The sequence below is a fragment of the Streptomyces aureus genome (assembly GCF_001418135.1).
In the GTDB taxonomy this organism is placed as follows: domain Bacteria; phylum Actinomycetota; class Actinomycetes; order Streptomycetales; family Streptomycetaceae; genus Streptomyces; species Streptomyces aureus_A.
This window is the reverse complement of the sequence record NZ_LIPQ01000574.1, coordinates 1-11,456: the sequence shown is the minus strand read 5'-3', so window position 1 is coordinate 11,456 and position 11,456 is coordinate 1. Positions and strand designations below refer to the sequence as shown.

Sequence of the window (11,456 nt, the reverse complement as noted above, 5' to 3'; positions counted from 1 at the left end):
TGCACCTCAGGCCCGGCGACGGCGTCGCCGGGCCTGAGGTGCACGGCGAGTACGCGCTCGACCGCGTCGAGGGACCCGGACGTGACGCCGACGGGCCCGTCCGGCACCCCGTCCGCGTCGAAGGCGGCGCGCGCGAGGCGCCCGAACTCCTCGTCGACGGGAGCCTCTCCGTACATGCCTGGCTGTTCGGCGTACCTCCGGGCGACCTCGGCGAAGGCCTCGCCGAGAGGGGGCAGCAGGACGGGGTCGGGGTTGCCCTTGCCGACGTCCCGGACCCCGGCGGGGGCCTCCACCCGGATCGAGCCGCGCGCGGTCGTGGCGGGTCGCGGGCGCACCCGGCTGCCGCGCCGCCCGTCGGTCTCGATGACCCCACGGTCGCGCAGGGTGCGATAGGCGGCGGCGACGGTGTTCGGGTTCACGCCGAGCACAGCGGCCAACTCCCTCATCGGAGGCAGGAGTCGGCCCGGTTCAAGAGCTCCGAGCCCCACTCCCCGTTCCACGCTCGCGGCAATGTCCGATGCGCGACGACCTTCGATCCGATACTCTCCTAGCACAAACACAAGTATGCACTAGTGCAATGGAGAACGCAATGAGCACCGCAGCCGACACGGCCGCCGACAGGACCTCCGCCGAGGCCGCCGAGACCGGTGCCGTCGCCGAGTACACACCGACCGACCGGACCGTCCCCACCCGCTCCCGCCAGCGCGCGTCGTACGACAAGGCCCTGGTCCACTCGATACTCGACGAGGCGTACGTCTGCCACCTCGGATTCGTGCGGGACGGCGCGCCGGTCGTGCTCCCGACACTCTTCGGCCGCGTCGGCGACCGCCTCTACGTGCACGGCTCGACCGGCTCGCGGCCGCTGCGCGCGGCCGGCGACGGCGTGGCGGCCCCCGGTCTGCCCGTCTGCCTGACCGTGACCCACGTCGACGGCCTCGTGCTCGCCCGCTCCGCCTTCCACCACTCCCTCAACTACCGCTCGGTCGTGGTCCTCGGCACCGCCCACCAGGTCACCGACCCCGAGGAGCTGCGCATCGCCCTCGACGCCCTGGTCGACCAGGTCGTCCCCGGCCGCTCCGCCGACTCCCGCCCCGCGAACGCCAAGGAACTCGCCGCCACGGCCGTGATCCGCCTGGACCTGAACGAGGTCTCGGCGAAGGTCCGCACCGGCGGCCCCAACGACGACGCGGACGACCTCGGCCTCCCCCACTGGTCCGGCGTGGTCCCGGTGCGCGGCGGCTACGGCGCACCGGTCCCGGCCGACGACCTCGACCCGGCCGTCGCCCTGCCCGACTATCTGGCCGCGCTCTAGAGACGCCGCGAACGCCGAAGGGACCGACGGACCATGCTGATCCACCCCTGGGACGCCCCCCACGACGAGGGCGAGTGGCGCGACTGGCTCTCCCGGCACGACTTCGGCCAGCTCGCCGTCAACGGCCTGCCCGGAGACCCGCCGTGGGTGCAGCCGATGCACTTCCGGTACGAGGCAGAGCCCGGCCCGTACGGCCGCGTGCTGACCCATCTGGCCCGCCCGAACCCGCTGTGGCGCGCCCTGGAGGCGAACCCGACGGTGCTCCTCAGCGTGGTCGACGACTACGTCTTCGTGCCGGGCACCTGGACGGCCCCCGAGGGCACGCCGACCTCGCACGGCACGCCCACGTCCTACTACGCCTCCGTCCAGCTGCGCTGCACCGCGCACGTGGTCGACGATTCGGTACAGAAGGCGGAGCTGCTCAACCGCCAGGTCGCCCACTTCCAGCCGGACGGCGGCACGGCCCTCGCCGTCCCGGGCGAGGCACCGTTCGGCCGCCTGCTGTCCGGAATCAGGGTGCTGCGCCTGGAGGTGACCGAGGTGCGGGCCAAGTTCAAGTACGCGGGGAACAAGCAGCAGGAGATCCAGGACCAGGTCATGGAGCGGCTTGCCGAGCGCGACGGCCCCCGCGACGCGGCGGCGCGCGGCCATCAACTGCGCCGCCGCGTCACCGGCTGACAGCGGGGGGGCACGGGCTCCGACCTCAGGTGAAAGCCCGCACCCCCACCCCTGCCCGCACTCCACCGCGGCCCTCACTGAAACCCCGGCCCGCGCCCCCGCCCGCCTACGCCGCCACGGCCTCCCGCCTCCGTTCCGCCGACGCCGTCCGCGCCTCGGCGAACGCCAGGCCCGTGACGGCGGCGAGCAGCAGCAGCGTGCCGAGCACGATGGCGGTGGTGAGCCGCTCACCGAGCAGCGAGACGGCGATGACGGCCGCGCTCACCGGCTCCAGAAGCATGATCACGGAGACGGTGGCCGCCCTGACGACCGCCGCCCCGGCGAAGTACAGCGCGTAGGCGAGCGCGGTCGGCACGGCGGCGACGTAGACGAGCAGGAGCAGCACGCTCACCGGCGCGTCCGTATGCGGTACGACCCCCTCCGCGAGCGCCGCGGGCAGCAGTCCGACCGCCCCGATCGCGAAGGCCCAGGTCGTGGTGGACAGCGCGTCCGTGCGGCCGCCGTCTCGGCCGAGGTAGCGCGTGAGCAAGGTGATCGCCGCGTATCCGGCCGCCGAGACGACCGCGAGGACGACACCCAGCGGCCGCACCTCCGCGGCGCCGCCGCCGAGGACGAGGACGACGAGCCCGGCGAGCGCCCCGCTGACGGCGGCGATGCCGCCGCGGCCGAGGCGTTCGCCCATGGTGAGCCGGGCGCCGACCGCGATGAGGACGGGTCCCGCGCCCAGTGTGACGACCGTGCCGACCGCCAGGCCGGTGGCCTCGACGGCGGCGAAGTAGGCGCTCTGGAAGACGGTGAGCCCGACCCCCGTGCCGAGGATGCGGGCCGTCCGGCGGCCGCGCGATTCCACGGCCGTACGGGCGACGCGCCGCCTGGGACGCAGGGCGAGCGCCCCGAGCAGCAGGGCGAGACCGCCGACGCAGCGCCAGAAGGACAGGGCCAGCGGGCCCATGTCGCTGATGCGGAAGATCAGCGAGGCGGCGGCACCGGCCGTGCCCCAGGCGATCCCGGCGACGATCAGATAGAGCAGGCTCCGCCCGACGGACAGGGCGGATTCCGAAGAGTTCGACACGTGACTTCTCCGTGGAAGACGGGAGGGAAAGGTGGTCGCTCGGCTCCGCGCGCGGGCAGCGACGAACCGCTCGGGGGCGAGTGGTCGCCCGGCCGAGCCCGGTCTTCGTCGAGGAGAGTCTCCGCGCGCGCTAGGCGGCGGGAGGCGGAAGCACGGTCGAATGCATGATCGGCACCTTAGGCCCCGGTCCGCCGGGCGGACAACTCGGAATCGCGGTCCGTCACACCGACCACGTCCGTTGCCTCGGCTGCATCCGTCGCCTCGGCTGCGTCCGCCTCGCCGGCCACGTCCGTCACAACAACCCGGTCCGTCCCACCGGCCGCAACCGTCACATCAACCGCGACCGTCCCACCGACCTCCGCCGCCGACCCCGCCACCGGTCCCGCCGCGGGCGCCTTCGGCGTCGACGACTGGGCGATGAAGGCTCCGACCAGGACCACCACGCCGCCGATGATCTGCGGCGCGTCGAGGTACTGCCCGAGCAGCACCCAGGCGAGCACGGTCGCGATGACGGCCTCAAGACAGGCCACGACACCCGCCACCTGCGGCGAGAGCCGACGCACCGAGACGACGCCGGTGACGTACGCGAGCACCGTGGCGATCAGCACGATCCAGCCGAGCAACAGCCACGCGGGCAAGGAGGTGCCGTCCATGTCGGCGCTGCCGCCGAGCAACGCCCAGTCCATGCCCCACGGGCGGGCGACGACGGTGAGGACGAGCGCGCCGATGAGCAGCCCGTACGCGATGACGCCGATCGGGTCGGCCTGTTCCGCCTCGCCCGAGCCCTGGTCGGAGAGGACGAAGTAGCCGACCTGGCAGCAGGCGGCGGCGAGCGCCAGGAGGAGTCCGACGAGGTCGAAGCTGAGCCCGGACCAGACCTGGACGACACAGGCGAGACCGCCGACTGCCAGGACGACGCCGAGGGCGGCGGCGCGGGTGACGGGCCTGCGCTGGACGAAGCGGACCCAGCCGAGGACGAGGGCCGGGGCGAGGTACTCGATGAGCAGCGCGACGCCGACGGGGATACGGGAGATCGAGGCGAAGTAGAAGGCCTGGACGCCTGCGACGGCGAGCAGCCCGAAGCCCACGAGGAGAGCGGGTTTGCGGCGCAGGAGGTCGCGGTGGCGCCAGGCCACCGGGAGCATGACGAGCGCGGCGCCGGCGACCCGGAGCCAGACCACGTGGAGCGGGTCGAGTCCCGCCTCGATGAGCGGCTTGGCCGCCACTCCTGAACCACCGAATGCGAAGGCCGAGGCCAGGGCTGGTCCCAGGCCGGCGCTTCTCCCCTGAGACGCGTGCATCGGGCCATGATGACAGGACGCGGTCAGGGGCGTAACCCCCGTTACACCTGTTGAGACGGCTCCCCGTCACGCCATGGAACGGACCCTTCCGCCAGGGGGGCCGTACCGTCGTCGACACCGGCCCCGGCCGGGGCGCCGGCACGGGCGCTCAGCGCGGCCGGATCGACCCCTGCGCGGCGCAGCACCTCGGCGGCCCGGCTCTCCGGATCGGCGGCGACGACGGCGAGGAGGTCGAGACCGCGCGCCTGCGTGTCCCCGCGTCCGGCGGCCCGCCGGAAGGCCGCCTCGAGGGCCACCGTCGCGGCCGGCGACCAGCCTGAGGGCCGGCTGTCCTGCCCCTCGGCCCCGCGCTTGGCGGGGAGGAGGCGGCCGGCCCCCGTCTCCTCCACCGAGCGCTGCCAGCGCAGCCCGTATCCGATGGAGCGCTGCACGAGGTAACCGAGGACGCGGGCGAGCTGCTGACCGCCCTCGAAGGCGGCGCCGACCTCGGGGTCGGACTCGACGAGCGAGTGCAGGAGGTGGGCGGTGTCGATCTGCCGGTCGCCGTCCCGGAGGGCTCTGCGGCGCGCGCCCGTCACGACCGTCATGAGGGACGGAGTCAGAAAGGGCGCGAGTTCCGCGCGCGGGGCGGCGGGTTGCCGGAGTGGCTGCTGGGAAATCGGGACGGGACGGTGCACCCTCCCACCTCATCAGGCTCGGGCCGCCGGGGCATCGCCGGGGAGAAGCATGTCCGCATCCCACCGGAGTTGGGCACGCGCGCGCGGTTCCTCCTCCTTACGGATGAGATCACGCGCGTTGCCCTCCCAGGGCGCGCGCCGCCTTGCTTTGCGCCCCCGACGCAACCACAGGCCCCGCCCGCCACGTCTTCCGGTTGTGTTCTGGATGGTGGCTCTGCTCGCGCGCGACGGGCGGCAGTACGTCTACCGGGTGTACGCGCCCCGGGAGGCGCTGCCCGCCGATCTGTTCTGGGCGGCCTTCCACTGCCACGAGGAGGACGGGGCGCCGCGCGCCTCGGACAGCTTCGACGCGTCCGAGATCTGGTGGATCGGTGACGGGGCGGGGCCGGCCGCCGCAGAACTGACGGTTCATCAGTATTGAATGTTCACGGCCACCCGGCTACGTTCCGCGACACCGGAACCCAGCAGGCACGCGTGAAGGGGTGGTCTCATGGCCGAAGTCAGCGCGGAGGCACGGATCGAGGCACCGGCCGGGAAGGTCTGGGCGCAGCTCGTGGACTTCCCCTCGTACGGCGAGTGGAACGCCACCCACACCAACTTCCCGAACGGCGGCCCGGCAACCCTTGCGGCGGGTGCCACCTTCACGGAGAACATGAAGCTGATGGGCTTCCCCGCCGAGGTGCTCTGGACGGTCGAGGAGCTGGAGGCCGAGCGCGCCTTCGCCATCAAGGGAAAGGGCCCGATGGGTGTTCTCGTCACCACCCGCTACTCGCTTGCGGCGGACGGGGACGCCACGACCGTACGGATCGACGGCGAGTTCACCGGCGCGGCGGTCTCCCTGATGGCGGGCAAGCTCAAGGACTCGGCGACGGCGGCCCTGACGGAGTCGCTGCGGAAGCTCTCGGGCCTGGTGGCCTGACCCGGACAGACGAACGACGGCCTGACCCAGTCGGACGAAAGGGCCCCGTGGCGACTGCCACGGGGCCCTTCGACCGCTCCCGCCTTCGACCGTCCCCGCCCCTCAACCGCTCCCGGCCCTTCGACCGCTCCCGGCCCTGCGGGGCACGGGCTCAGTGCTCGTCGGCCAGGATCAGGTACAGCTTCTTGCGGGCCTCGTTGATCACGCCGACCGCCTTCTTCCGCTGCTCGGCGTTGCCGGCCTTCCAGACCTGCCCGAACGCCTCCATCAGACCGAAGCCGGCCTGCCGGATCTCGTTCATGGCCTCCCAGTCGACACCGCGCCCGGCGTCCTCCCAGGGCGCGTCGGGGCCTCCCTCGGCCTCCGCGCGTCCGGTGTCGGTGAGCGTGAACAGCTTCTTGCCGCCCTCGCTCGCGCTGGTGATCAGGCCCTCGTCCTCCAGCAGCTGAAGGGTGGGGTAGACCGAGCCGGGACTGGGCCGCCAGGCCCCGTCGCTTCGCTCGCCGATCTCCCTGATCATCTCGTAGCCGTGCATCGGGCGGTCCCTGAGGAGCGCCAGGATCGAGGCACGCACGTCGCCGCGCCGCGCCCGTCCCCGGCCGCCCCCGTGACCGCGTCCGCCGCCGAAGGGCCCGCCCCCGAAGGGGCCGCCACCACCGAAGCCCGGCCCGAAGGGGCCGAACGCCGCGCGCCGTCCCTCGAAGTCACCGCGAGGCCCGGGGCCGCAGCCTCCACGGCCGGCTCCGTGTCCGTTTCCGTACTCGTGTCCATGTGAACGCATCGCAACGCTCCTTCCATCGGGTTTCATTCTCTGAACTGTCGCGATACCTCAACGATATATCGGAACTATTCGGTGAGCAAGCAATGCGACTGCACCTCCACCGACCTGCCGCTCATCAGCCCCCGACCTCCCGCCGACCCGCCGCCCACCCGCGCGCCAGGATGGTGGAGGGTGGGGCCATGCCTGCCGATCATGAGAAGTACGACGGTTTCGTCGACGCCCTGACACCCCTCTGCCCACCGCCCGGCGCCGTCCGGACCGTGCGGTGGGCCGCCGCCGAGGAGGCGCTGGGCACCGCCCTGCCGGCCGACTACAAGCGGCTCGTCGAGACCTACGGGGGCGGGGTCTTCGCGGGGACGATCTGGCTGCTGGAACCGGACTGCCCGGATCCGATGTACGACCTGGTCGCCCAGACCGCCGAGCGCGACGAGATCCTCGCCGACCTCTGGGAGGGCGGCGAGGAGAAGCCGGCGGAGATCGAGGAGGGCGGCGTCAGGCTGGTGCCCTGGGGGTACGTGGAAGGCGCGGGGCACTTCCTGTACTGGCTGGTGCGGCCGGGCACGGAGCCGGAGGAGTGGACGACCGTGCTCAACGAGGGCCGGGGCCCCCTCTGGGAGGCCCATCCCGCCTCGTGCAGCGAGTTCCTCCTCGACGTGGTGGCCGGCACGTCGACGTCGTACTACTTCGCCGACATCGACGACATGGTCGACCCGGAGGACAGGTACCGCTTCATGCCCACCTCCCACTTCTCCGCCTGACGAACGCGGGATCGGCGTACCTCATCCGCGCAGGTCACCGACCCCACGCCGAAGAAGCGCCGGTGCGCGCCCAGTCGGTCCAGTTCTCCGCGATTGGCCTTGGCCCGCCCGATTCCGCCCCCGGTACGGTCGGCGCCATGAGGATCCGAATCGTCGACGCCTTCACCGACCAGCCCTTCTCGGGCAACCCGGCCGGAGTCCTGCTCCTGGACTCCTTCCCGGACGACGCCTGGCTCCAGCGGGTCGCCGCGGAGGTCAACCTCTCCGAGACGGCCTTCGCCCACCCGCTGCCCGCCGGCGGCGAGGCCGACTGGGCCCTGCGCTGGTTCACCCCCACCACCGAGGTCGACATGTGCGGCCACGCCACGCTGGCCACGGCCCACGTCCTGCACTCCACCGGTACGGCGAGCGGCCCCGTCCGCTTCGCGGCCCGCTGCGGCGTCCTCGGCGCCACCGCGGAGGCCGACGGCACGATCACGATGGACTTCCCGACCTCCTCCCTGACCCCGGTCCCCGTCCCCGACGGCCTGGAGAAGGCGCTCGGCGCCGAGGTCGTCTCCGTCCACGACACGGCCGACCACATCGGCGACCTCGTCGTCGAGCTGCGCGACGAGCCCACCGTGCGTGCGCTCGCGCCGGACCACGCCGCTCTGAAAGCCCTCTCGACCCGCGGCATCATCGCCACCGCCGCCGCCCGGAACCCGGACGGCGGCTACGACTTCGTCTCCCGCGGCTTCTTCCCCGCCGTCGGCATCGACGAGGACCCGGTGACGGGCAGCGCCCACACCGCGCTCGCCCCCTACTGGTCGGCCCGGTTCGGCCGCGACGACCTGGTCGGCCTGCAGGGCGGCGCACGCACGGGCATCGTCCGTACGCGGCTGCGCGGCGACCGCACCCTCCTGAACGGTCACGCGGTCACCGTCATCGAGGGCGACCTGTACGCCTGACCCACGGCCGCGGAACGACCAAGGGGGTACGGCGAAGCCGTACCCCCTTGCACACCCACCGAGGCCAGGGCCTCAGACGGTGGGCAGCCACCCCACCTTGCCCGCGAGCAGCCCGTATCCGACGAAGGCCACGATGTCGAGCAGCGCGTGCGCCACGACCAGCGGCCCGACCCGCCCCCAGCGCCGGTACAGCAGGACGAAGACCACGCCCATCACCACGTTGCCGACGAACCCGCCGATCCCCTGGTAGAGGTGGTACGAGCCACGCAGCACCGAGCTCGCCACCAGGGCGGCCATCGGCGTCCACCCCAACTGCCCGAGCCTGCGCAGCAGATACCCGACGACGATGACCTCCTCCAGGACGGAGTTCTGGATCGCCGAGAGGATCAGCACCGGGTACTTCCACCACACCTCGGGCAGCGACTCGGGCACCACGGTGAGGTTGAAGCCGGTCGCCCGCGCCGCCAGGTAGAAGGCGAGCCCCGCGCTGCCGATGCCCGCCGCGACCAGCGTCCCGCGCCCGAGGTCGGTCCAGGGCCGGGTCCGGTCGAAGCCGATGGCCTTCAGCCCCGAGCCCTCACGCAGCAGCAGATGGGCGACGAGCAGGACCGGCACGAGGGCCGAGGCGATGCCGAAGAGCTGCCAGGACAGGTCGAGCCAGGGCCGCCCCGGCGCGTACGAGCCGTTGAGCGTGGCCGCCTGCTCCTTCAGCGCCCCGGACTTGGTGAGCGAGCCGATGAAGCTGATGAGGGACGACAGGGCGCTCGCCCCGAGGGAGAGCGCGAGGACGATCAGCGTCTCGTTGCGCAGCACCCGGCGCGACAGCCCGTCGGGAGGCAGGGAAGCGTCACTCACTCGTTGCTCCGACACCACACCTGTCTCCACTTCCCGGTCGCGGACGGACGCCGTTCCGGCGGCATCCCGATCACTGTGCCATGATCGGCCACCGCCCCCGCCCGCGACCCCGGGAGCGCCGCGTTCAGTCGATCCCGACCGGCCAGGTGTGCACCGGCTCCCCCTCGTGCATGAGGCTCCGGTAGCGGCGGGTGGTCGCCGCGAGCGCCGCCTCGCGGTCTAGGCCCGCCTCCAGCGCTTTGTGGAAGGTGTCGGCCTGCCATGAGGCGCCGTTCACCCGCCGCAGACAGCGCTGTTCGATCACGCCGAGGTAGAAGTCCCGGTCGGCGGGTTCGATGTGCCAGGCGTCGAGGCCGGCCGCGGCGAGCGGCAGCAGTTCGTCGAGGACGAGCCGTACCGCGGGGACGGTCGCGATGCCGCCGGCCCGGCCGGAACGGGGCCAGCGCAGCTCCGCCTCGATGCCGTGCCGGCAGGCCGTGTCGAAATTGGCCTCCGCGTCCTCGAAGGCCATCCGCTTCCAGACGGGCCTGGGGTCGTCGGCGAGGGAACGGACGAGCCCGTAGTAGAAGGCCGCGTTGGCGATGACGTCGGTGACGGTCGGCCCGGCCGGCAGGACCCGGTTCTCGACGCGCAGATGCGGGACGCCGTCGACCCAGCCGTACACGGGCCGGTTCCAGCGGTAGACCGTGCCGTTGTGCAGGACGAGCTCCTGGAGGCGCGGTACCCCGCCCTGGTCCAGGACGAGGAGCGGGTCCTCCTCGTCGCAGATCGGCAGCAGCGCGGGGAAGTAACGCAGGTTCTCCTCGAAGAGGTCGTACACCGAGTCCACCCACCGCTCCCCGAACCAGGTGCGCGGCCGGACGCCCTGGGCCTGGAGTTCGGGCGGCCGGGTGTCGGTCGCCTGCGTGAAGAGCGGTGGCCGGGACTCGCGCCACAGTTCACGGCCGAAGACGAAGGGAGCGTTGGCGCCGAGCGCGATCTGGACGCCCGCCACGGCCTGCGCCGCGTTCCACACGGCGGCGAAGCGGGCCGGCGTGACCTGGAGGTGGAGCTGGACCGAGGTGCAGGCCGCCTCCGGAACGATCGACTCCGAGGTGCAGAGCAGCCGTTCCACCCCGTGGATGTCGAGCGTGAACTCCTCGCCCCTGGCGGCGAGGATCTGGTCGTTGAGGAGCGTGTAGCGGTCCGCGGAGGAGAGGTTCTCGGGGACCAGGTCGTCCTGGGTGAGGGTCGGCAGTATGCCGATCATGACGACGCCCGCGTCGAGTTCCGCCGCCTTGCGGTCCGCGTATCCGATTCCGGTGCCGATCTCCTCCGCGAGCCGGTCGAAAACACGCCCGTCGAGCTGGTGGGGCGCGATGTTCACTTCGAGGTTGAACATTCCGAGTTCCGTCTGGAAATCGGAGCTGGCGATCTTTTCGAGAACCGGCCCGTTCAGCATGCGGGGCAGCCCGTCGGCACCGGCCAGATTGAGTTCGATCTCCACGCCCATGAGATTGCGGGGCCGGTCGAACCTCTTCTCCGCCAGAAGTCTCGCGAGCCCCGCGAGACACTGCTGGAGCTTTCTCCGGTACTGCTGCCGGTCGGACGGGCCGAACCCGTCGGCCACGACCTTCTCCCCCATCGAAGCGTCCCTCCGCGAGTGGGCGGCCGCCGGGACGGCCGCGCGTCACGGACGATGATGCCCACCCCGCTGATCCACAACGCCTGCGAAGGAGGGCCGTCGGAGGATAGGCTGGATGCTGCGCACCACCGTCACATCCCGAAGGCACGGAACAATCGACATATACCAATGTCCTATTGTCCCGGGACCGGAGGAATGAATTCAGCCGTCCGGCTCTGCGCGGAATGCGCAGGTGGGAGCACCAGCCCCCCAGGATTCCGCTTCTACGACCCTTGATTTACGGCCTGATGACGCCTTGTCAGGAATATCGGCGCCGTCTAGCGGAAACACTCCGTGAACACGTGTCGTATAAACTCCGCGGACGAGGCAGAGTGTTGGCGCCCGGTCATGGCCTCATGGCCCTCCTCTGGCCCCGCCGCCGACAGCGCCGTCGTACCTGCCCACGCATCACCGTGTCTCCTGAGTGAGAGGCGACCCACCATGCTCCGACCCTCCCCGGCCCCTGCGCCGGCCCTCCGCAGTGTCCTCGCGG

General features: G+C 72.0%; 13 protein-coding genes. 6 read left to right on the top strand and 7 right to left on the bottom strand.

The window, feature by feature from the left end:
* On the bottom strand, positions 1 to 554 hold a 554-nt coding region (locus AOK00_RS34305; RefSeq protein WP_159041918.1), incomplete at its 3' end, for a GntR family transcriptional regulator.
* Positions 555 to 589: 35 nt separating this feature from the next.
* Between AOK00_RS34305 and AOK00_RS34300 the strand changes: the two genes are divergently transcribed.
* Both AOK00_RS34300 and AOK00_RS34295 read left to right on the top strand, forming a co-directional pair.
* On the top strand, positions 590 to 1,312 hold the full coding sequence (locus AOK00_RS34300; RefSeq protein ID WP_055604044.1) for a pyridoxamine 5'-phosphate oxidase family protein: 723 nt from the start codon (positions 590 to 592) through the stop codon (positions 1,310 to 1,312).
* Between the two features lie 33 nt (positions 1,313 to 1,345).
* Entirely contained in the window at positions 1,346 to 1,990 is a 645-nt protein-coding gene (locus tag AOK00_RS34295; protein WP_055604043.1) for an FMN-binding negative transcriptional regulator, read from the top strand.
* A 106-nt stretch (positions 1,991 to 2,096) separates the two neighbouring features.
* Here the strand turns inward: AOK00_RS34295 and AOK00_RS34290 are convergent, their stop codons facing one another.
* The 3 genes from AOK00_RS34290 to AOK00_RS34280 form a co-directional block, all read right to left on the bottom strand.
* Positions 2,097 to 3,062, bottom strand: coding sequence for a DMT family transporter (locus AOK00_RS34290; protein ID WP_055604042.1), 966 nt, complete (start codon positions 3,060 to 3,062; stop codon positions 2,097 to 2,099).
* 176 nt (positions 3,063 to 3,238) lie between these two features.
* The gene (locus AOK00_RS34285; protein ID WP_055604041.1) at positions 3,239 to 4,363 is read right to left on the bottom strand and encodes an EamA family transporter; all 1,125 of its coding nucleotides are present in this window, start codon (positions 4,361 to 4,363) and stop codon (positions 3,239 to 3,241) included.
* 41 nt (positions 4,364 to 4,404) lie between these two features.
* Positions 4,405 to 4,950, bottom strand: coding sequence for a Clp protease N-terminal domain-containing protein (locus AOK00_RS34280; RefSeq protein ID WP_079042343.1), 546 nt, complete (start codon positions 4,948 to 4,950; stop codon positions 4,405 to 4,407).
* A 286-nt stretch (positions 4,951 to 5,236) separates the two neighbouring features.
* On the opposite strand from AOK00_RS34280, the gene AOK00_RS34275 reads away from it, so the two are divergent.
* Positions 5,237 to 5,461 carry a hypothetical protein gene (locus AOK00_RS34275; RefSeq protein ID WP_055604039.1) on the top strand — a complete coding sequence of 75 codons (225 nt, stop codon included), beginning with the start codon at positions 5,237 to 5,239 and terminating at the stop codon, positions 5,459 to 5,461.
* Positions 5,462 to 5,530: 69 nt separating this feature from the next.
* Positions 5,531 to 5,959, top strand: coding sequence for a type II toxin-antitoxin system Rv0910 family toxin (locus tag AOK00_RS34270; RefSeq protein WP_055604038.1), 429 nt, complete (start codon positions 5,531 to 5,533; stop codon positions 5,957 to 5,959).
* A 151-nt stretch (positions 5,960 to 6,110) separates the two neighbouring features.
* On the opposite strand, the gene AOK00_RS34265 is transcribed toward AOK00_RS34270, so the two are convergent.
* On the bottom strand, positions 6,111 to 6,740 hold the full coding sequence (locus AOK00_RS34265; protein WP_055604037.1) for a PadR family transcriptional regulator: 630 nt from the start codon (positions 6,738 to 6,740) through the stop codon (positions 6,111 to 6,113).
* A 179-nt stretch (positions 6,741 to 6,919) separates the two neighbouring features.
* Between AOK00_RS34265 and AOK00_RS34260 the strand changes: the two genes are divergently transcribed.
* Positions 6,920 to 7,498, top strand: coding sequence for an SMI1/KNR4 family protein (locus AOK00_RS34260; protein ID WP_055604036.1), 579 nt, complete (start codon positions 6,920 to 6,922; stop codon positions 7,496 to 7,498).
* Between the two features lie 137 nt (positions 7,499 to 7,635).
* Positions 7,636 to 8,445: a PhzF family phenazine biosynthesis protein gene (locus AOK00_RS34255; protein ID WP_055604035.1), complete on the top strand. Its 810-nt coding sequence runs from the start codon at positions 7,636 to 7,638 to the stop codon at positions 8,443 to 8,445.
* Positions 8,446 to 8,517: 72 nt separating this feature from the next.
* Here the strand turns inward: AOK00_RS34255 and AOK00_RS34250 are convergent, their stop codons facing one another.
* Both AOK00_RS34250 and AOK00_RS34245 read right to left on the bottom strand, forming a co-directional pair.
* Positions 8,518 to 9,300, bottom strand: coding sequence for a CPBP family intramembrane glutamic endopeptidase (locus AOK00_RS34250; RefSeq protein WP_055604034.1), 783 nt, complete (start codon positions 9,298 to 9,300; stop codon positions 8,518 to 8,520).
* 124 nt (positions 9,301 to 9,424) lie between these two features.
* Positions 9,425 to 10,924: a hypothetical protein gene (locus AOK00_RS34245; RefSeq protein WP_055604033.1), complete on the bottom strand. Its 1,500-nt coding sequence runs from the start codon at positions 10,922 to 10,924 to the stop codon at positions 9,425 to 9,427.
* Positions 10,925 to 11,456 lie beyond the last annotated feature (532 nt).

What these genes read in the sequence shown, in the direction of transcription:
- AOK00_RS34300 (WP_055604044.1), top strand. Translation starts at nt 590, where the DNA reads ATGAGCACCGCAGCCGACACGGCCGCCGACAGGACCTCCGCCGAGGCC.
- AOK00_RS34295 (WP_055604043.1), top strand. Translation starts at nt 1,346, where the DNA reads ATGCTGATCCACCCCTGGGACGCCCCCCACGACGAGGGCGAGTGGCGC.
- AOK00_RS34285 (WP_055604041.1), bottom strand. Translation starts at nt 4,363, where the DNA reads ATGCACGCGTCTCAGGGGAGAAGCGCCGGCCTGGGACCAGCCCTGGCC.
- AOK00_RS34280 (WP_079042343.1), bottom strand. Translation starts at nt 4,950, where the DNA reads ATGACGGTCGTGACGGGCGCGCGCCGCAGAGCCCTCCGGGACGGCGAC.
- AOK00_RS34270 (WP_055604038.1), top strand. Translation starts at nt 5,531, where the DNA reads ATGGCCGAAGTCAGCGCGGAGGCACGGATCGAGGCACCGGCCGGGAAG.
- AOK00_RS34265 (WP_055604037.1), bottom strand. Translation starts at nt 6,740, where the DNA reads ATGCGTTCACATGGACACGAGTACGGAAACGGACACGGAGCCGGCCGT.
- AOK00_RS34260 (WP_055604036.1), top strand. Translation starts at nt 6,920, where the DNA reads ATGCCTGCCGATCATGAGAAGTACGACGGTTTCGTCGACGCCCTGACA.
- AOK00_RS34255 (WP_055604035.1), top strand. Translation starts at nt 7,636, where the DNA reads ATGAGGATCCGAATCGTCGACGCCTTCACCGACCAGCCCTTCTCGGGC.
- AOK00_RS34245 (WP_055604033.1), bottom strand. Translation starts at nt 10,924, where the DNA reads ATGGGGGAGAAGGTCGTGGCCGACGGGTTCGGCCCGTCCGACCGGCAG.